This window comes from Gracilibacillus orientalis, from assembly GCF_900114645.1.
GTDB lineage: Bacteria > Bacillota > Bacilli > Bacillales > Amphibacillaceae > Gracilibacillus > Gracilibacillus orientalis.
This window is the reverse complement of sequence record NZ_FOTR01000010.1, coordinates 150,008-171,021: the sequence shown is the minus strand read 5'-3', so window position 1 is coordinate 171,021 and position 21,014 is coordinate 150,008. Positions and strand designations below refer to the sequence as shown.

Annotated in this window: 13 protein-coding genes; 9 read left to right on the top strand and 4 right to left on the bottom strand. The window is 38.5% G+C overall.

The window, feature by feature from the left end; genetic code table 11:
• The first annotated feature begins 1 nt into the window (after position 1).
• The 5 genes from BM121_RS17025 to BM121_RS17005 all read left to right on the top strand — a co-directional run bounded on the left by BM121_RS17025 (position 2) and on the right by BM121_RS17005 (position 13,672).
• A complete protein-coding gene (locus tag BM121_RS17025) occupies positions 2–1,045 on the top strand; it encodes an ABC transporter permease (RefSeq protein WP_245780835.1) in 1,044 nt (347 codons plus the stop codon).
• Positions 1,042–2,028: a galactofuranose ABC transporter, permease protein YjfF gene (gene yjfF / locus BM121_RS17020; protein WP_245780834.1), complete on the top strand. Its 987-nt coding sequence runs from the start codon at positions 1,042–1,044 to the stop codon at positions 2,026–2,028. The genes BM121_RS17025 and yjfF overlap by 4 nt, the downstream gene beginning before the upstream one ends.
• Positions 2,029–2,055: 27 nt before the next feature.
• The gene (locus tag BM121_RS17015) at positions 2,056–7,386 is read left to right on the top strand and encodes an immunoglobulin-like domain-containing protein (protein ID WP_091484941.1); all 5,331 of its coding nucleotides are present in this window, start codon (positions 2,056–2,058) and stop codon (positions 7,384–7,386) included.
• Positions 7,387–7,598: 212 nt separating this feature from the next.
• Positions 7,599–9,803 carry a family 43 glycosylhydrolase gene (locus BM121_RS17010; RefSeq protein WP_091484968.1) on the top strand — a complete coding sequence of 735 codons (2,205 nt, stop codon included), beginning with the start codon at positions 7,599–7,601 and terminating at the stop codon, positions 9,801–9,803.
• Positions 9,800–13,672, top strand: a complete 3,873-nt coding sequence (locus tag BM121_RS17005) for a family 43 glycosylhydrolase (RefSeq protein ID WP_091484939.1) — start codon at positions 9,800–9,802, stop codon at positions 13,670–13,672. Before BM121_RS17010 ends, BM121_RS17005 begins: the two co-directional genes overlap by 4 nt.
• A 124-nt stretch (positions 13,673–13,796) precedes the next feature.
• On the opposite strand, the gene BM121_RS17000 is transcribed toward BM121_RS17005, so the two are convergent.
• The 4 genes from BM121_RS17000 to BM121_RS16985 form a co-directional block, all read right to left on the bottom strand.
• Positions 13,797–14,525 (bottom strand): 5-oxoprolinase subunit PxpA, encoded by a 729-nt coding sequence (locus BM121_RS17000; RefSeq protein WP_091484938.1) that lies wholly within the window; start codon positions 14,523–14,525, stop codon positions 13,797–13,799.
• A complete protein-coding gene (locus tag BM121_RS16995; protein WP_091484936.1) occupies positions 14,513–15,484 on the bottom strand; it encodes a 5-oxoprolinase subunit C family protein in 972 nt (323 codons plus the stop codon). The genes BM121_RS17000 and BM121_RS16995 overlap by 13 nt, the downstream gene beginning before the upstream one ends.
• A complete protein-coding gene (pxpB, locus tag BM121_RS16990; protein WP_091484934.1) occupies positions 15,474–16,154 on the bottom strand; it encodes a 5-oxoprolinase subunit PxpB in 681 nt (226 codons plus the stop codon). Before pxpB ends, BM121_RS16995 begins: the two co-directional genes overlap by 11 nt.
• 189 nt (positions 16,155–16,343) lie before the next feature.
• A complete protein-coding gene (locus BM121_RS16985; RefSeq protein ID WP_091484933.1) occupies positions 16,344–17,384 on the bottom strand; it encodes an FUSC family protein in 1,041 nt (346 codons plus the stop codon).
• Between the two features lie 210 nt (positions 17,385–17,594).
• Between BM121_RS16985 and BM121_RS16980 the strand changes: the two genes are divergently transcribed.
• The 4 genes from BM121_RS16980 to BM121_RS16965 all read left to right on the top strand — a co-directional run bounded on the left by BM121_RS16980 (position 17,595) and on the right by BM121_RS16965 (position 20,937).
• A complete protein-coding gene (locus BM121_RS16980) occupies positions 17,595–18,047 on the top strand; it encodes an IDEAL domain-containing protein (protein ID WP_425432252.1) in 453 nt (150 codons plus the stop codon).
• Positions 18,048–18,139: 92 nt separating this feature from the next.
• On the top strand, positions 18,140–18,913 hold the full coding sequence (locus BM121_RS16975; RefSeq protein ID WP_091484930.1) for an SDR family oxidoreductase: 774 nt from the start codon (positions 18,140–18,142) through the stop codon (positions 18,911–18,913).
• A 12-nt stretch (positions 18,914–18,925) separates the two neighbouring features.
• The gene (locus tag BM121_RS16970; protein WP_091484928.1) at positions 18,926–19,918 is read left to right on the top strand and encodes a Gfo/Idh/MocA family protein; all 993 of its coding nucleotides are present in this window, start codon (positions 18,926–18,928) and stop codon (positions 19,916–19,918) included.
• A 62-nt stretch (positions 19,919–19,980) separates the two neighbouring features.
• Entirely contained in the window at positions 19,981–20,937 is a 957-nt protein-coding gene (locus BM121_RS16965) for a nuclease-related domain-containing protein (RefSeq protein ID WP_091484927.1), read from the top strand.
• The last annotated feature ends 77 nt before the right edge of the window (positions 20,938–21,014 follow it).

The window sequence follows — 21,014 nt, the reverse complement described above, 5'->3', positions numbered from 1 at the left end:
AATGATCAAATCTATGTTGAAATCCAGCCTATTTTGGCCAATTATCGTATTATTGCTTATTTTGATGATTAATTTATTTTTTGATAGTAGCTTCTTTTCCATAGAAGTACGAAATGGCCATTTAACAGGAAGCCTTATTGATATTTTAAATCGCGGTGCACCTTTAATGCTGATTTCTATAGGAATGACATTAGTGATTGCGACAAAAGGAATTGATTTAAGTGTAGGTACTGTGATTGCAATGTCTGGAGCGATAGGTGCAATGACCATTGCTAGTACAGATGGTACAGGTTTAGGGCCGTTATTTATGGCGATAGGCTTGTCCTTATTAATTTGTACATTAGTAGGTTGCTGGAATGGTCTGCTTGTGTCAAGGCTTGGTGTACAGCCGATAGTAGCGACATTAATATTAATGGTTGCTGGAAGAGGGGTTGCCCAACTGATCACAGGTGGTCAAATCACAACCGTATATTATGATCCTTATTCTTATATTGGTGGTGGCTATTTATTAGCATTACCATTTTCCATTTTTATTGTAGCCTTTGTTTTCTTTGTTGCAGTCTTATTAACGAGAAAAACAGCACTTGGGCTTTTTATAGAAGCAGTTGGCTCAAATCCTGATGCAAGTCGATTAGCTGGGATAAATTCGAAAAACATTATGCTCATGGTCTATATGTTTTCTGGTTTTTGTGCAGGAGTTGGTGGTTTAATCTTATCATCTAACGTAATGAGCGCAGATGGAAACAATGCAGGATTATGGTTTGAACTAGATGCTATTTTAGCTGTTGTAATTGGTGGTACGTCCTTAATGGGTGGTCGTTTTTATTTAATGGGAACTGTTATGGGAGCATTGATCATCCAAAGTTTAACAACTACCATTTATTCAATTGGTGTCCCAGCAGAAATAAATTTAGTAGTAAAAGCGATAGTAGTATTAATTGTTTGTTTATTACAATCACCGGAATTCCGCCGAAAAGTATTTGGTTTTGGTAAAGTAAAAAGATCAGGAGAACAAAAAGAAAGGGAGGGTGTGACATTATCATGATCAATCGACTTTCACTTGACTATAAACAACTTCCTTTACTTGCGACCATTTCTTTATTTGTTCTCATGTTTAGCTTTGGTTCGTTAAGGTACACAGGTTTTTTCTCTACACAAGTATTTCTCAATCTATTTATCGATAATGCATTCCTTATTGTAATAGCAGTAGGAATGACATTTGTTATTTTATCTGGCGGTATTGATTTATCTGTTGGTTCGTTGATAGCTCTGACAAGTATGGTTGCTGCGAGTTTAACAATGGAAGCACAATTATCACCCTGGATCGTCGTACCAATTAGCTTGTTGGTAGGTACTGTTTTTGGTGTTGTTCAAGGTGCTTTGATTCATTTATACAATTTGCAACCTTTCATTGTAACATTAGCTGGAATGTTCTTAGCTAGGGGGCTTAGCTATGTGATTAGCGTCGAAACGATTGCAATTGATCATCCTTTTTTCAGTTATATGGCAAGCATACAAATTCCATTACCGGGAGATAATTTTATTTCTATTAGTGTGGTTATTGCTTTAATTGTTGTCGTTATTGCGATATTTATTGGTCACTTCACGAATTTTGGCAGGACCGTATACGCAATAGGTGGAAGCGAACAATCAGCAATGTTGATGGGCTTACCAGTTGGAAGGACGAAAATACTAATCTATACGTTAAGTGGTTTCTGTGCTTCTTTAGCAGGTTTAATCTTTACTTTCTATATGCTTTCAGGTTATGGCTTGCATGCGAATGGGATGGAACTAGATACGATTGCAGCAGTTGTCATTGGTGGCACACTTTTAACCGGAGGTGCTGGTTATGTTGCTGGAAGTGTAGTTGGTGTATTAATTCTCGGGATTATTCAAACCATTATTGTTTTTGAAGGGACACTTAGCTCGTGGTGGACCAAAATAGCAATCGGCGTATTGTTATTTTTATTTATTATCTTACACAGAGTGATTGTATTAAGAAGTGAGAAGAAGCAGGCTAGTAACTAAAAATGTGATAAGGGAGTTTGAGAAAACATGAAAAATAATCGAAACATTTCTCTCCTTATAATTTTGTTATTATTTCAGGTCATAGTAGGAAGTATTCCCATCACAGTGATTGCAGAAGCAGTGGAAACAAATCAAGAAAGCAATCCCCTCGTTCATTATGATATGAAGCAGTCAGAAGAGGTAGAAGGAAAAACAATTTTTGAAAACCTGTCAGATGATGAGTTTGAAGGTATTTATCAAAATGAAGACAAAGGCCGTCTGTTGGCTAATGAAGAGGTTGGCTTTGTCGCATTAAATGGTGGTTCAGCAGGCGATAACAATGCTTTCATTGAAATTCCTAAGTCTGGTGATGGGAGTGATGTGTTATCGGATTTAGAGAATGTAACCGTAACCACTTTAGTGAATTGGACAAATGATGGTGTGAATCGTTGGATATATGGTTTCGGAAAAATAGACGATGATATTGCAAACGGAAACAGTTATCTATTTACAACACCACAACATGGTAATAGTAATACTGCTGCTTCAGGAATTTCTGAGGCTGGTTGGCAGAAAGAAGCACTGATTACCACAAGTGAAGCAATGTCTGCTAACAATTGGAATGTTGTAACATCTGTTTTTAACGGTGCAGAGGATACGTTGACATTATTTATAAATGGTGATGAAGTAGCACAGGGTTCTACTAATGGTTTACAACTTGCCAATATTATTGATTCTAAAGCCTCGTTTTCAGGATTCATCGGTAGATCGATTTTTCAGGATGATGATTACTTTACAGGAATGGTGGCGGACTTCCGCATTCACGGTGATGCACTATCATCAGTAGAAGTGGCTAATCTGTCATCAGAATTGCAAGCCAAAAAGGATCCTTTAAATCAACTTTTGCTAGAGGATCAAAGGGAACAATTAACAATCGAATCGATGTTACATCAAGGAGATAATGTGGAGCAGGTGTCACATGATTTAAACTTACCGACAAGCGGTGATAACGGTGTAGAAATCACGTGGGATTCCAGTCATCCAGATGTGGTTGCCGTGGATGGTACTGTTCAACGACCTGCCTTAGAGAAAGGGGACACAGTAGTAAAACTAACCGCCACCTTATCCTACCAAGGAGTAACAACCACCAAAACATTTGAGGTGACGGTTGTAAAAGAATTTTCAGATCAGGAAAGAGCAGACCTTGATGCTGCAGCGATTTCTATCTATAACCCTGACAGTGTCAAAGGGAATCTAAATTTACCGACAAGTGGTGATAATGAATCTGAAATTAGTTGGAAATCCTCACATCCTTCCATTATTAAAGGATCAGATGATATAGCCGATCAACCCTATCAATTGGGGTGGGTAGATCGTCCAGATGCAGACACGGAAGTAACCTTGACAGCTACTGTTCAATATAATGATGCAATTACAACAAAGGATTTTCAAGTTATTGTCAAAAAAGACCCCGGTGATAAAGAATATGATGCCTATTTCTTTAGTTATTTTACGGGAGAATATGAAGGTGGAGAAGAAATTTCTTTTGCTGTCGCCGAAGATCCTTTACATTGGCGTGCTTTAAACAATGGTCAATCTGTGATCCAATCAGATATGGGAGAGAGGGGTTTACGTGATCCATTTGTAATTCGTGCACCAGAAGGTGATAAATTCTACATGATTGCAACAGACTTAAAAATGGGTGAAAGCACGAATTTTGATCAAGCGCAAATGACGGGAAGCCATTCAATTATGGTGTGGGAATCAGATGATCTTGTCAATTGGAGTGAACAACGTATGGTAGAGGTTGCTCCAAAAAATGGAGGCAACACCTGGGCACCAGAAGCATTTTATCATGAACCGACTGGTGAGTATGTGGTGTTTTGGGCATCTTCCATACCGAACGAAGAGACATATGGAGATTTCTCAAATGGTCGCCCAAATGGCCAGTATAATGTTATGTACTATGCCACAACAAGAGATTTTCAAACGTTTTCCGATCCCAAAGTATTTATAGATGATAGCTTTCCAACTATTGATACAACGTTTATTGAACACGATGATACATTTTACCGTTTTACAAAATCCGAAGCAAATTACAAAGTCTACTATGAAAAGGCACAAGATATTTTTGATGATTTAGATGGAATAGAGGAAAACGGCTTCCAATTTGAAGAAATTGCAGGAACGAAAGATGGTAATCAAGGTTTAATTGGACATGGCGGTAACAACGAAGGACAAACTATTTTCAAAGCAATTGATGAAGAAAAATGGTACCTTTTCTTAGATTCCTGGCCATATCACGTGCGTTGGACAACTGATTTAGAAGATGGGCCTCAGCTAGTAGATAATGTACTTGATCCATCTGACTATGCACTGCCACCTGGTCCACGTCATGGAACGGTTATTCCGATTACAAGTGAAGAGTACCAAGCTTTAACCAATCATTATCTCCCGGAAGGTCCAGATCCAACTGATGATCCTGTTGTCCATTACTCCTTTGATGAGGAAGAGGATGGTGTTATTACCGACAACAGTGGAAATGGTTATGATGCAACAACACAAGGGAATGCATCCATTGAATCAGAACCATCCATTGGAGATTCCCAGGGGTATATACAATTGGATGGAGAATCTGGATATGTCGATATGCCAAAAAACCTGATTCAACAAGAAAATTTGGAAAAAATGACGATATCGACTTGGGTAAAAGTAGATCGTAATCAAGCAGACCAACGCATTTTTGATTTTGCATCTGATACGGGAAGAACAGCGAACCGTAATAGTATGTATTTAAGTACACAAGGTGACGATGGACAGTTAGAGTTTGCGACAGTAACCCCTTTTACAGAGAAGTTTGCCAATGCTTCATCAGATTTACCTTCTGATTATAAGTATCGCTTAGCTTCAAGTCGGTTAGGATTAAACAATTGGCAACATGTTGCGGTCACTATTGATGGGTTTCAAGCTAGCCTGTTTGTTAATGGTGAAGAAGTATCTTCAAATGATACATTTAATGTTGAACCGCGAATGCTGATGGAGACAACCATGAATTATCTAGGAAAATCAAGTCGTAACAACCAAGCTTATTTTGCAGGTGGGTTCGATGAATTTAAGATATATAACCGCGCTCTATCTGCTACAGAAATTAAAGAGTTAGCGGATGAAGTAACAGTCGAGGTACCTGAAGAACCTGTTTCGGAAGCGTTAAAGGAAGCGATGCAGTCTTTAGTCGTACACAATATTCAGGATGTAAGAGGACATCTGACATTACCGACTAAAGTAGCAGAGATTATTGATGTCACTTGGGAATCTTCTCTTACAGACGTGATTACAACAACTGGTGAAGTAACGAGGCCTGTACATGGTGAAGGTGACACGGATGTTATGTTAATCGCAACATTAGAGTTAGACGGCGAAAAATTACGCAAAGCATTTAAAGCTAAAGTGAAGGAATTACCAGAAGAACAAGATTATCAAGGCTATGTATTCCCTTATTTTACAGGTGAAGGATATGAGAATGGGGAACAAGTCTACTTTGCTTTAAGTGAAGGAAATAATCCATTAAAGTGGCAACAATTAAACGAAGGGGAACCTGTATTCACTTCTGAGTTAGGTGAAGAAGGATTACGTGATCCATTCATTATTCGATCACCTGAAGGCGATACGTTTTATATGATTGCAACAGATCTAAAGATTTATGGTAATGGCGATTGGAACCGTGCCCAAACTCAAGGCAGTCGTTCGATTATGGTTTGGGAATCAAATGACCTTGTCAATTGGTCAGAACAACGGATGGTTGAAATAGCGCCACAAGAAGCAGGAAATACATGGGCACCTGAAATTTTCTATGATGACACAACAGGTGAGTACATCATATTTTGGGCATCGAAGTTATATGAAGAACTGAATGACCGCAATAATGGCAACAGTTATCAGCGGATGATGTATACCAAAACCCGTGATTTTTATACATTTACAGAACCAGAAGTGTATATGGACTATGGTTATTCGGTTATTGATACGACCATGATCGAATATGATGGAAAAATTTATCGTTTTACAAAAGATGAGCGAGGCAATCATCCAGAAAATTCTCCGAATGGGAAATTTATTTTCCAAGAGGTTGGAGATTCTGTGCTAGATCCAAACTTTGAAATGATTAAAGAAGGCGTTGGTAAAGGACACATTAGTCAAGGAGAAGGACCTGCCATCTTTAAATCGAACGCGGAAGAGAAATGGTATCTCTTTATCGACGAATTTGGTGGAAGGGGCTATGTGCCTTTTGAAACAACAGATCTTGATTCAGGTGAATGGACTATTCCAGAAGAATACGATTTACCAGACCGTCCGCGTCACGGTACGGTTTTACCGATTACTGCAAAGGAATATCAAGCTTTATCACAACAAATACCCCAAGAGCAGGAAGAAGTGGCTGATGAGATAACATCCATTTCATTAGTTGAAAAAGATATTACGCTACCTGTAAATGAGACAAAACAACTTTCAGTAGAAGTAACTCCAGATCAATCAATTGAATTGTTATGGGCTTCAAACAATGAAGAAGTGGTGAAAGTCGATTCAGATGGGAAAGTAACGGCTGTTAGTACAGGAGAAGCATTTGTTACTGTATCCACTGCCGAAGGTCTTCATACAGATGTTGCGAGAGTATTGGTAACAGAACAAGATGTAGAAGAACCATCAAATAAGTTGGAAATAGAAAAACAAGCAGAAGTAAAAGCTGGAGAAACTTATTATCTTCAAGGTACCAAAGTAAGTATTAAGATGCCAGATGATCTACCTGAAGGATCTTTATTGACGATAAAAGAAGTGGATGAGGAAGCACTGGCAAGTGACCAAAACGTGGCAATAGCAGGAGAAGTCTTTGACTTTGAAATGGTTTATCCAGAAGGAACAGAAGAACCAAACGATCCATTTGGGTTAACGTTAGGAATAGATGAGATGTCTCAAGAACCTACAATATCTATTTATTATTACAATCGATCACAACAGAAATGGGAAAAACAAGAAAGTGACATGCATGTTGAAGCGGGGACAGTAACATCAAAAGTTTCTCACTTCTCGATTTACGGCGTACTTGAGACGACAGAGCAACAATCAGAAAAACCTGATGAAGATCATAAGGAAAGACCTTCCCAGCCATCTGATAATGATAAGGATACACCAAGTCCAGATGGTCAGCAAAGTGGAAATAACGATGAAGGAGGAAAGCAACAACAGAATTCGGATCTGCAAAAAGACCAAGACAAAGAATTACCAAACACTGCAAACATGCTATTTAATTGGATATTACTTGGTGTAATATTACTATCCATTGGTCTTGGGCTATACTTTAAACGTAAACGAAGTGTTTCATAACTAACTAGTAGATACTAAAAGAGCAAACTGGAATATACGAATAACAAGTATATTCCAGTTGTGCTTTGTATTAACTATCGGGGTCAAATCCCCACTATGATTGGCAAAATGAATCATTTGCACAATTTTCTAAACTAGTGAACAAAGAATGGAAGCTTGTGACTACTGTTGTAAATGGCCCTTTGAATACCATAAAAGAAAGGAGAAGAAATATGTATAAAAAAATCTTTGGTTTACTGTTGGCGCTGACGTTCATTAGCATGGTTGCCACTACATTTGTACATGCAGATAATCCTATTATTAAGGATGAATTTTCAGCGGACCCCGCAGCAATTACACATGACGGAAAAGTGTATCTTTATACCGGACATGATGAAGCAGAAACAAGTGGTAATGATTATGTGCTTAAAGAGTGGAGTATCTATTCCTCTGAGAATTTAAAAGACTGGGAATTAGAGGGAAGGGTGCCTCGTGGCATTTTTGATTGGGCAGTAAATGATACGGCCTGGGCATCGCAAACTATTGAGAAAGATGGCAAATTTTATTGGTACACAACGGTTGAGAATGGTGATAGTTCAGCTCCAGGGATGGCTATTGGAGTTGCAGTATCTGATCATCCGGTTACAGGATGGGAAGATGCTATTGGTGGTCCACTAGTTAAGAGTACGGATACCGAAAACCCAGGTAATATGGGTTCTTGGTCCTGGGATGATATTGATCCTACTGTATTCATTGATGATGATGGTCAAGCCTATCTTTATTGGGGAAATACGCATGTCTATTATGCCAAATTAAAAGATAATATGATGGAATTGGATGGTGATATCCATCGTTTTGACATTCAAAATATGCCTGGTACTTTTACAGAAGCACCATGGCTTCATAAACAAGATGGCATCTACTATTTACTTTATGCGATGAATTTCCCTGAAGAATTGGTATATGCGACAAGTGATAGTCCTGAAGGTCCTTGGGAATACGGTGGTAAATTGATGGATGAATTACCTTTTACAGGGACTAGTCATCCGGCTGTATTAGAATTTAAAGGGGAAACATATATGGTTTACCATAACGCAGCACTACCAACCGGTGGAGATTACAGAAGGTCTGTTGCGATTGAAAAATTACACTTTACACCTGAAGGGAAAATAAGAAAAGTAATCCCTACTGCTTCTGGTATTACGCATGACAGTTTTGCTATAGAGTCGTATGATAAATCAAGCTATATTCGTCATTTGAATAACAGTTTAAGAGTCGATCCCCTTGAAGGAGATACCTATGATTTTAAATGGCATATCGTTGATGGGCTAGCTGATAATGGGGAAGGTACCTTATCCTTTCAATCTGAAAACAATCCAGGGCTTTATCTTGTAAGAGATGGTTCCTCTCTAAGCTTAGAAAAACATGATGGAACGAATAGCTTTGAAGAACGTGCAACATTCAAGCAAGTTCCAGGTTTGGCAGATGATTCTTTGAAGTCATATCAAACATTTCATGATTCACTTTATCTTTCGATAGCAAGTGATAACACTTTACAACTAGTAGCGGAAGATAGTATAGCAGATGAAGCAAATGCTACCTTTCGTATGATGAATGCAGATGCTAAAGGAGTAAGCGTTTCCGAAGATGAAATCGTTATGTTAGAGGATTCCACGACAACAGTTTCCGCAAAAGTATTACCAGGTGATGCATTAAGTAGGGAAGTAGAAGTATACGTGGAAAATGATGAGATCATTGATGTAGATTCCGCGTATCAAGCAGAAACAGGTGAAACGAATGTAACTATTAAAGGAAAACAAGAAGGTGTTACAACGGTTACGGTTTCCACGTTAGATAGAAACCACCAGGCGGTAATTGATGTAGAAGTGAAACAGATCAAAACAACCGTCTCATCATTAGAAGATGTAATTGTTTCTGCCAGTTCAGAAACAAAAAACGTTCAGATAACAGGTACGCTTGGAGAGACAGCAGGTAAGAACGTGACACTAAAAGTAGAAAGTCCAAATGGTGAAGTGGATTATTTGGATCAAGTTTCTTCAAATGATGCAGGTGAATTCAACATTGCATTTATGTTAAAGAGTGAGTTAACGGGTGATTATCACGTTTTAATAGGTGCTAATGATAATGAGCCCTATGAAACTACTTTTACAATAAAAACACAAGATTCAGCAGATACAGATAATGATCAGCAGGAAAGCCCAACAGACAACGATGGCGATAACAATGATCCTTCGGGAAGTGATCGCGATTCATCAACAGATCATGGACCAAAAAATGATAGTGAAAAGCAAGGAAATCAGGATTTACCTAATACGGCAACGAATCTATTTAATTTGATCTTGATTGGTGGAATCCTTATTTTATTAGGTCTCATTGCCACTCTTGTTGTCAGAAAAAGAAAGGAGGAAACGAGATGAGTGAAAGTTTGAAAAAAATCACTCTATTATTGATGATTATTACTTTGGTCATCAGTCCATTTCCTGTGACAGATCTATCCAGTGTGAAAGCGGAAGAGTTGCAATTGGAGGATGGATTGTTATTGCATTATGATTTTGAGAATGCATCAGGCAATGTTATTGAAGATAAGAGTGGGAATAATCATGATGGTGAGCTAATCAATGAAGCCACTCTTATTGAAGATGAAAAAGGTGGGGCACTATCATTAGATGGTGATCAGGACTATGCATTATTGCCTCCAAACCTTTTTGACGGATTGGAAGATGTAACGATTAGTACATGGGTGAAGATTGAAAATCATAAAGATTGGGCAACGATTTATTCTTTAGGTAACTTTATAGATAGTGAAAATAGTGATTATGCCATTAATTATGCAGCCCAAAAAGCTGACTCTGATGAGGGAGCGCTTGAATTGCTTGGACCTTGGCCTTTTCCTATAGTTGAAACAGGTCCAATCACTGAAGGGGAGTGGGTCCATGTTGCAACAATGATCCAAGATCAGGAACTACACCATTATATTGACGGCATCCATCAAGGATCAGTTGAAATTGGTGTGGATGCAGGGGACATAGACATAGAAGAAAACCGCTTTATAGGCTACCATGCTATGCCACATGAACAAGGGGAAGGCAAAGGATTAGACGGTCTTGTTTCCGATTTTCGTATGTACGACCGTGCATTGTCCTTAGTGGAACTCCGTTCTTTAGCGGATTTTGATTTTGATATTCATGCTGTTGATGAAGTAAATGTAAATACGGAGGCTGGTTCCATCCCAGTATTACCCGAAAATGTGACGGTACATTATCCGGATGGAACGTCAGATACGGCTTTAGTAACGTGGGATGAAATAAATCCGGATGGCTATCAAACGCCAGGTGTTGTAACGGTAGAAGGTACCGTAACAGGAACAGAATTAAAAGCAATTGCCAATGTCACTGTAGTTGCAGATAAGACAATAGAGGAAAAAGAGCCTGTTGTTGTTTATGCACACGAAGGAGAACAACCTGATTTACCTGAGCAGATAACAGTAACATACGAAGATAATTCAAATGAGAAAGTGGCAGTTGAATGGGAAGAAATCACTTCAGAACAATTAGCACAGACGGGTATCCATTTTGTCGTAGAAGGGATGATCCCAGAAATTTCCGAAACTGTGACAGCAACGGTATATGTTACAGCAGATGTCGAAGCAGATTTTATTTCGTGGTACAATTTCGATCAATTTCAGAATAACACAGTGTACGATATCTCTGGCAATGAGCAACATGCAACACTTGTTAATGATGCCACCTTAATAGATTCAGATAAAGGTGGTGCAGTTGACTTAGATGGAGATCGTGATCACGTCCGGATGCCAACAGGTCTTTTTGAAGGTGCTGACAATATTACAATCAGCAGTTGGGTCAAAGTTAATACAGCTAAAGATTGGGCAACTTTATATGCCTTAGGAAATTGGGATCAAGGCAATGCGATAAACGTTGCTTTAAAACAAGCAGGTACGGATGAAGGTATGCTTGAATTATTCAGACCAGGTCAATCTTTTTATGAATTGGCAACAGAACCAATTGTAGAAAATAACTGGGCGCATGTAGCAACTGTTATCAAGGATCAGCATATGACACATTATATCAATGGGATTTCCCAAGGAACTGTAGATATAGAAATGGATGCCAGTGATATCGAAGTAAATGAAAATAGGTATATTGGGTTTCATGCAATGGAACATGAACAAGTTGAAGGAAAAGGGCTAGATGGTCAAGTCGCGGATTTCCGTATTTACAATGATGGTTTAAGCGAACAAGAGCTGCAAAAAGTGTTGAGTGAATCATTAACAAATCAAGAAGCCGTTGAAAGAGCGATCACCATGTTTGAATTGGGTGACATGTCAGAAATAATTGCTGATATTGAATTACCTAATTCAATAGGAAATGGTGTCGAGCTCACATGGGAATCCAGTCATTCAGAGATTATTAACGCATCAGGTGAAGTGGCAAGACCTGAACAAGGTGAACAGGACACTGTCGTCACTTTAACAGCAACATTTACTCGTGGTGATAGTAGCCAATCGAAGTCATTTGAAGTAAGCGTTTTAGCAGATAATATTGAAACGGTAGATGAGATCAGTGTGATTACACCTCCACATCACCCAGCAGCATTACCGCGCAAGGTAGAAGTAATCTATTTTGATGGTAGCTCTGGTACGCAAACAGTAGATTGGGAGAATATTAATAGTGACGAATTATCAGAAGTTCAGTCTCCATATACAGTGAATGGTGAGGTTTATGGGACAGATATTCCAGCAAAAGCGGTAATTCATGTAGCGGAACTGGATTATGTTGAGGAGGTGTACGTTGAGACAGAAGTTGGTGTAAAGCCTGATCTGCCAACTACCGTTACTGCACATTATACAAATGGCATGTCAGATGAAATAGCGATAGGATGGAATGATATCGATTCGAATCAATATAAGGAAACAGGTTCCTTTAGCGTAAAAGGAGAAGCAGCAACCTATACGTATACGAATCCATTAATTGAACAACGTGCAGACCCTAACATCTATAAGCATACAGATGGTTATTATTACTTTACAGCTTCTGTTCCAGAATACAATCGCATTATTATGAGGAAGGCTAAAACAATCCAAGGTCTAGCAACAGCTGAAGAGAAAGTTATCTGGGAAGCACATGAATCCGGAGACCAAGCGGCACATATATGGGCACCAGAAATCCATTATGTCGATAACAAATGGTATATCCATTATGCGGCAGGAGCTTCTGATGATATATGGCGGATTCGACCATATGCATTGGAAAATACTAGTTCAAATCCAATGGAAGGTAAATGGGAAGAAAAAGGTATCATTCAAAAGTCATCAGAAGATAATTTTTCTTTTACAGGCTTCTCGTTAGATGCAACTATTTTTGAGCATAATGGTAAGAATTATTATATATGGGCCCAGAAAGTCAACAATGCCTCTAACTTATATATGGCGGAAATGGAAAACGGTTATACGATAAAAGGAGATCCAATGCTTTTATCTACACCGGATTATGCATGGGAACGAATCGGTTTTTGGGTGAATGAAGGCGCTGATGTGATCAAGCGTAACGGGAATATTTTCGTTTCGTATTCTGCAAGTGCGACAGATGATAATTATAAAATCGGGCTCTTAACAGCAGAGGAAGACAGCGATATTATGGATCCGACTTCTTGGACTAAATCACCTGAGCCTGTGATGGAAAGTAATGAAGTAACCGGTCAATACGGTCCAGGTCACAGCACCTTTACCTTCGCAGAAGATGGAGAAACGGATGTTTTAGTCTACCATGCTCGTTCTTATAAAGAAATTGAAGGGGATCCATTATATGATCCAAATCGTCATACTCGAGTTAAAGTATTGCATTGGAAAGAAGATGGTACACCGGATTTTGGTGTTCCGAATGGAGATGGTTTAGTTAACGGTCCAGCTGTAGAGGTAAATGCAACAGTAGAAGTGAAAGAAGCGACAAACTTTAATGTGAGTCAACAGTTTAGTCATGACCAATTAATAGCAAATGAAACACTAACATGCCAACTAATTCTTGAAAATAAGTCGGAAACAGATGAAACGGTAACTGCGATTATTGCACTCTATAATCAAGATAAGCAAATGGTGAAATGGAAGGAAGAACCAATCACGATTAAAACAGGCGAAGAAGAATCAACAGAAATCAGCCTTGATCTGCCTGATGATGTAACTGATCATCTGGTAAAAGTAATGGTTTGGCGTGGAGAAGGGATCAATAATACATCCATGCAGCCAGTTTCACAAGTTTATTCATTAGAATAAGCAAATAGAGAGACTGTCTCATAAAGTTAGTTTGCGAATGTACTTGACGTAGTAACAGTGTTTAGTACAGTAGTGGGGTAACTGAATGAGACAGTCTCAATTTTTTTGAATGAAGCAATATAACTCAAGCAATCACTTTCCGAATGGCTTGTACTATGCTCAATGCTTCTTCTGTATCTCCGTGCACGCAAATCGTATCTGCTTTGATACTGATTTTCTCTCCAGTAACAGTAGTAAGTTTGCCGTCTGCCACCATTTCTTCTACTTGTTTCACTACCTGAGATGGATCGTGAATAACTGCATTAGGCTCAGTTCTTGGTGTTAAGCTGCCATCAGCCTGATAGGTTCTGTCAGCAAAAACTTCATTTACTACGCTTAACCTTTTTGCTTCTCCAGCATTAATTAACTCGCTATCGGCAAGTCCCACTAAAATTAAATTCGGATCCACATCATATATTGCTCGAGCGATGGCATCTGCTAGTACACGATTTTTACATGCCATGTTGTATAAAGCTCCATGCGGTTTGACGTGTGCCAAGCGCATTCCATGTATTGTCAAAAATCCTTGTAATGCACCTAACTGGTAAACAACCAAATCATAGGCTTGTTCCGGTAGTATATCGATATTTCTTCTGCCAAAACCTTGTAAATCCTGAAACCCTGGGTGTGCCCCTATATTAACTTGATATTTTTTAGCTAATTGGACAGTTTTATTCATCGTATGGGGATCCCCGGCATGAAAACCACAAGCAATATTCACTGCATCTACCAGCGGAATGATTGCTTGATCATTACCGATTCGGTACGCACCAAAACTTTCACCTAAATCACAATTCAACGTTATTTCTGACACAGCTTAATCCCTCCCCATTTTTCATGGACAAAGTACTGAATAGTTCGTATTAATCTCTCTCGTCTTGCTAAAAGGGTGATTGCTTTATCGATGGTTATTTTTTTGAATCTAAAAGGCTGACCAGGCCTTAGCTGGCTTACCTTATTCAAATCTACTTCTGCAACCTGTCCGATTTTTGGATAACCTCCTGTTGGTTGACCATCTGCCATTAAAATAATTGGCTGTCCATTCGATGGTACTTGAATCGAACCGAAAGTAGTTGCTTCAGTTAAAAGCTGTTGATCTTTTCTTTGTTTTATCGGGTTCCCTTCTAAGCGGTATCCCATTCGGTTGGACTGGGTGGTGGCAATCCATTCCGTTTGTTCAAAACTGTTGGGCTCGAACCAGTCATACTGGGCACCTTCGATATATCGTATAGTTTTTGCCGGCTGTTCAATATATGTAAAAAGGTCTGGAGTGATTCCCCAGTTGAGCTGATATCCCGTAGTGTAGGAATGAGAAAGGGGAATAGTGTCTCCAACAGAAAGCTTTCTTCCTAACACTCCTTTTACATCTGCTCGTACAATCGTACTGTGACTTCCCAGAATCTCAGGTAAGTCAAGTCCACCTTTAATGGCCAAATATCCAAATCCACCTGTTTTCACCGTGCGAAACTGTAAGATATCATTCTTTTTTACTTGGACAGGTTGGGCAAGAACAACAGGCTGTTCATTTAAATTAGCAGACATATTTCCACCAGTTATCGCAATAATTGTATTCTGATGAAATATAATAGTTGGACCAATAAAGCTCATTTCTATTACTGCTTCGTCGGGGTTATTATCAACAAGTATATTTGCCATCCTGGCAGCGAAATCATCCATTGGACCACTGACTGGAAACCCATAAGATTGAAAACCTAGACGTCCTTGATCTTGGATGGTGGTGTGTAATCCTTCTTCTATTATTTCAATTGCCATTTTTAATACGCTCCTCTTTCTGAAGCTGTTCAAATTCCGTTTTGTTGATGGGATAAAATCTAATCTGATCCCCTGGTACCAATAATGTTGGTCTGTCAGCGTCTAATGGTAATAGATTGATTGGTGTACGACCGATGATTTGCCATCCTCCAGGAGAAGTGCTAGGGTAAATCCCTGTTTGACCACCAGCTATTCCAACTGAGCCTTTCGGTACTTCTAGTCTTGGGTTGTTTTTCCTCGGTGTAGCAAGATGTTGATTCATACCCGTTAAAAAAGGGAACCCCGGTGAAAACCCTAAAAAAGAGACGTTATATGTGGGTGTTGTATGTAATGCAATGATTTTTTGTAAAGAAAGTTGATGTTCTTTCATTACATGTTCTATATCGATGCCAAATGCTTTATCATAACAAACCGGAATGTGATGCAATGTACTATGTATTTGCTCTGCTTGTTTTTGTTCCCAGGTAGCAGTTATGAACGTTAATATCTCTTGGTGAGTAACTTGCAAAGGATTAAAATATACGGTTATGGTTCTGTAACCAATGACTGTTTCCAAAATAAACGCCTGATTGTCTAAGTGGTGCTTGACAGCAATCAAATAAGTAGATAAGTCAGGATTATTTGGTAATGTCATCATGATGGTATTTTCTGAAATAGATTGAAGACGCATCTCCAACAACCTTCTTTCTTTTCAATAATCATTCATTATATTATAACACACAAGAAAACCATCCCTATCAGTTGCAAGGTGTGTAATATTGGACATTTCTTATAAGTAACTTAATGGAAGAAGTATCATCTGATTCTAGATAATTTAAGATTTAAATAGACAAAACTCCCAAACATCTTGGGAGTTTTGTTATTTCTTAATGTCATTTTCGCTAATTAATATCTTTTCTACCAGATTATAAATAGACAATAATTCATATAAGATAATCACTTCTGGTGTGAAAAGGGTAGGATTTTTATCCTCATTTGGCTTTTTACTCTCCCAGAATTGTTTCATCAATTTTTTTACTTGTTGTCGATAGGCACTGGCCTTATAATGATCAGGATATTTCATAAAATCAACTAATGTTTCCACCATTTCCATAATATCTTCGCACTCTTGTTTCGACCAACAGATACTTTGGATGGGTGTATTAATTAAATTACCAATGTGATAATGAATCAATCGCAATCTTACCAGGTTTTTTTTCTCATAGTCAAATACACTTTTCGTTTGCTTGTCCAGTCGATGATATTTGGACTCAGCTGCTTGAAAGTTCAACAATTTATCAGTCTGATCCAAGGTATTTTTTAATGTAAGAAAACGTTGGTCAATCTCTGTTTTCTGATTTGTGCTCCGATCTCTTCCAACTAATTGCTTTAAGATGATCTCTAATTCTTCTCCGGTCTGTTTCAATAAATCATGGATATTAGTCATAATCTTTTTCGTATAGTTAGGTGGTAAGATAAACATATTGACTAATGTCGATACTGACAGGCCAATCGTTGTCGTTCCAAGGCGAATAAAAAATGAGACAAATAAATTAGTATGAATAACTTCGATCATCGCAACCGATGTTAGTGTTGCCACAAGCAGTCCTGCATGAAGGCCTAATCGATAACATGTGATAATCGTTAATAATACGGATAGTGTATACGTAATTGGCGAGTTCCCAAATAAGTAAATAAATAAAACGGCATATGCCGAACCTATCGCCGATGCAGGGAAACGGATAACCCCTTTTTTTATGGAATCAGCAACTGTTGGTTCAATTGTGACAATAGCGGTAATGACAGCGAAAACTGGCGGCCAGCCAATCCATTCACATAGTAGAGAGGTTAAAAAGACAGCCAATGCTGTTTTGATTATTCGTCTACCAAAAATACGGTAGCCTATTTTTGACCATTTCATTAGAAAAAATCTCCTTCAAACATTCTATTGCATAGTATACAGCAGAAAACTGTAGCTTACCATGTTGAATTTTTTTAGTTGACAATACAACAGTTACCATCCAAAAATTTCTTTTTGTTAATTAGTTGTAAACGCTTTCTTATTTCTTGCATATGATGTAAGATAAGAATATATCTCAATCAAGTTAGTGCGTTGTGAATTTTTGAGGAGGTGTTGAACTTGCTTTCCGTGAAAATGTTAAAACCGTATTATGTCAAAGAAGAAGGCAAACACATTCGGGTGGTACTCGCTTATCAATATTTTTCTTTATTAATGGATGATGAAGTATATCATTTTGTTCCTCTCGAAGCTCGAGAAATTCGAATTAATCGCGATACACAACAAATTGAAAATGAAAATGATGTTTTTGTTTTTCAAAAAGGAAAGAAGTATAATCGGATCATTTTATCAGATCTGATAAAAGTAAACGATTTTCAAGAACATCTTTCTACCATATTAAGCCCATACATTATCATGTCACAAACTGATGAGAAAGAAGATAACATCGACCATGTGATTATGGAATTAGAGAGAAGTAATTTATTAAGACTTATTGATCGGGCTTTAGAAGAACACAATCCAGAAAACTTCCATTTATATACAACGATATTAAATGAAATGTAGCAGTTGCTTAGGCGACTGCTTTTTTTTTCAAAGCTCTTGTTACTTGCTATTGTAATCGCATCCCTTTTAAAATAGAGTATAGGAGGTGCGCCATGGATTTAGGAGTAAAGGGTAAGAAAGTTCTTGTCACAGCTGCAAGCAAAGGTTTAGGTAAGGCATGTGCAAAAGCCTATGCAGAAGAGGGAGCGCAAGTTTTTATCGCAAGTAGAAATAAAGCGCAATTAGATAGAGCAGCAAACGAGATTATCGAACAAACAGGTAATGCTAACGTTGAAGCTATTGTCTGTGATCTTACTAAAAGTCAAGATATTGAAAACATGATGCAGTCGATTGGCCGTGTTGATATTTTAATCAATAATGCCGGAGGGCCACCAGCAGGTAAATTCAATGACTTTGATGATGCTGACTGGCAACATGCATTTGAATTATTGCTAATGAATATTATTCGTACGGTCCGAGCTGTAACGCCTGCCATGAGAGAACAACAATTCGGACGCATTGTTAACATTACATCAAGCTCCATGAAACAAGCATTAGATGGACTATTACTATCCAATACGTTTCGACCTGCAATTGTCGGCTTATCCAAGAGTTTATCCCAGGAATTAGCGTCTGATCAGATTTTGATTAATTCAGTAGGCCCAGGCACAATGGAAACCGATCGAATTCGTGATATTTATAAACAGCAACCTTCAGACGAATCTGTCGAAGAACGTTTGAACAAAGCAGGAACAAACATCCCGATTGGTCGAATTGGACAACCTGAAGAATTTGCAAAAGCAATCCTTTTTCTAGGATCAGCTGCTAATACATATATTACCGGCCAAACACTAATCGTAGATGGTGGGGCAATGAAAACATTATAAAGGAGAGGTAAGATGGCAACATTAAAATGGGGAATTTTAAGTACAGCAAAAATCGGAAGAACACAAGTTATACCAGCAATCCAACGATCTGGTAATGGGGAAGTAGTGGCAATCGCAAGTAGGAATCAACAAACGGCAAAAGAAGCCGCAGAAGAACTTAACATTCCGCGTACTTTTGACAGCTATGAGGCGTTAATAGACGACCCAGAAATTGATGCAGTCTATATTCCGCTGCCAAATGCTTTACATAAAGAATGGGTAATCAAAGCAGCTGAAAAGAAAAAGCATGTGCTTTGTGAAAAACCGGTTGCTGTTACCAATGAAGAACTGGAAGAAATGATAATCGCATGTGAAAAAAATAGTGTAGTATTCATGGAAGCGTTTATGTATCAATTCCATCCACAGCATCAAAAAGTAAAGAAATTAATTCATGAGGGTGTGATTGGTGATGTAGCTTTCATGCGTGCAAGCTTTTCCTTTTATCTAGAAGATCGTTCCAACATTCGCTTAAATCATGACCTTGGTGGCGGATCGATGTTTGATGTCGGATGTTATTCATTACACGCGATTCGCAATATTTTAGAGCAAGAACCAGTTTCCGTTTATGCCAGTGCTCATTATCATCCAGAATTAAATGTCGATACTACCATGACGGGCACGCTTAACTTTGGAAATGGTATTGTCACATCTTTTGACTCCAGCTTCGATTGTGCATCACGTGAACAATATGAAGTAGTCGGTTCAAAAGGAAACATTACCATAACATCTGCATTCCGTCCAGATACGAACGAAGGCATGATTGGAGAAATTCATGTAAAAACAGATGAGGGTACAGAAGTGTTGGAAGCGGCTGGAGATCAGTATACATTAATGGCAGAAAACTTCGCCAACGCAGTCCTTAACAAGCAATCATTATTTTACGATACCACCAAAATGCGTAATCAAATGAAAGTACTCGACGCTGTCTATGAAAGTAGTAAAACAGGGCAAGTAATTTCATTATAAAGGAAAGCACAGTAGATTTCTGCTGTGCTTTTTGCTACTATATATTGGAAAGGGGAGGAGAAATGATACCAGATACTTCATTAAAATTATTGAAGCACAAAGTACTAGTGGAACGTCTTCCGGAACATCATCCACAATATAGTCATATTTATCAAAAATGGCGGCAATTTGAATCAGGACAAGCAGGAGAAGCAAACCTCGAATATTATCTTCAACAAGCCAACCTTGATTCACCCCAATTCCTTAACGGTCTCCGCATCGAGCACAAATCAGCATTCCAGATCGACTGGATCCTTTTTGATCTAGGCTATCGTGTCATATTAGAAATCAAGAATTATACCGCACCCATCTACTTTGATCCGCATTCCCGACAGTTAATACGAACGAAAGCAGGGGAAAAAGAAGGATTTCCCGATCCATTACTGCAAGTAGATCTCCAACATGCACAATTACGCCGGTTTCTGGATGAGCATAACATCGAGCAGCTCCCCACCTTTACCATAGCCGTTTTCGTCAACCGTAAAGCTATATTACACCTTCAGGATTATCCCGAAAGGCGCCGTATTCTCACAGCACAAGCAATTCCATCCTTTTTAGAAAAAATCGCACGAAAACACCCAGCCAAGATATCATCTGCACAAAATCAAGAAATTGTCTCTTTTTTGCGTGATCACCACCAAGAAGCTCATTTTCCTATTCTCGAAAGATTTGGGATTGAGTGGAGAGATATCATCAAAGGTGTGCCCTGCCCCAGATGTGGGAGATTTGCTATGAACAGGATACGGTTGCGTTGGCAATGTCCACATTGCGACGAGCGCAGTACCGATGCCCACTTGCACACCTTATTTGAATTAGCATTACTATCGGAGAATAGGATAACAAAGAGGATGGCTCGGGAGTTTTTAGGAGAATTATCTCCAGATGCTGCAAGGAAAATAATGCAACGAGCAGGATTTGTCAAAGTGGGAACTAGCAAAGGTGCTTATTATAGACATCCTGATCTAGCACCATTTATATAAGTGTCCAGATAATATGAAAAAGTGTCCAGATTATCATCAAAAGCGTCCAGATAAAAAATAGCTAGCCCCAAACCAGG

Excerpts from the sequence above, each read along its gene's own strand:
- BM121_RS17025 (WP_245780835.1), top strand. The coding sequence starts at position 2 with ATGATCAAATCTATGTTGAAATCCAGCCTATTTTGGCCAATTATCGTA.
- yjfF (WP_245780834.1), top strand. The coding sequence starts at position 1,042 with ATGATCAATCGACTTTCACTTGACTATAAACAACTTCCTTTACTTGCG.
- BM121_RS17015 (WP_091484941.1), top strand. The coding sequence starts at position 2,056 with ATGAAAAATAATCGAAACATTTCTCTCCTTATAATTTTGTTATTATTT.
- BM121_RS17010 (WP_091484968.1), top strand. The coding sequence starts at position 7,599 with ATGTATAAAAAAATCTTTGGTTTACTGTTGGCGCTGACGTTCATTAGC.
- BM121_RS17005 (WP_091484939.1), top strand. The coding sequence starts at position 9,800 with ATGAGTGAAAGTTTGAAAAAAATCACTCTATTATTGATGATTATTACT.
- BM121_RS16995 (WP_091484936.1), bottom strand. The coding sequence starts at position 15,484 with ATGGCAATTGAAATAATAGAAGAAGGATTACACACCACCATCCAAGAT.
- pxpB (WP_091484934.1), bottom strand. The coding sequence starts at position 16,154 with ATGCGTCTTCAATCTATTTCAGAAAATACCATCATGATGACATTACCA.
- BM121_RS16985 (WP_091484933.1), bottom strand. The coding sequence starts at position 17,384 with ATGAAATGGTCAAAAATAGGCTACCGTATTTTTGGTAGACGAATAATC.
- BM121_RS16975 (WP_091484930.1), top strand. The coding sequence starts at position 18,140 with ATGGATTTAGGAGTAAAGGGTAAGAAAGTTCTTGTCACAGCTGCAAGC.
- BM121_RS16970 (WP_091484928.1), top strand. The coding sequence starts at position 18,926 with ATGGCAACATTAAAATGGGGAATTTTAAGTACAGCAAAAATCGGAAGA.
- BM121_RS16965 (WP_091484927.1), top strand. The coding sequence starts at position 19,981 with ATGATACCAGATACTTCATTAAAATTATTGAAGCACAAAGTACTAGTG.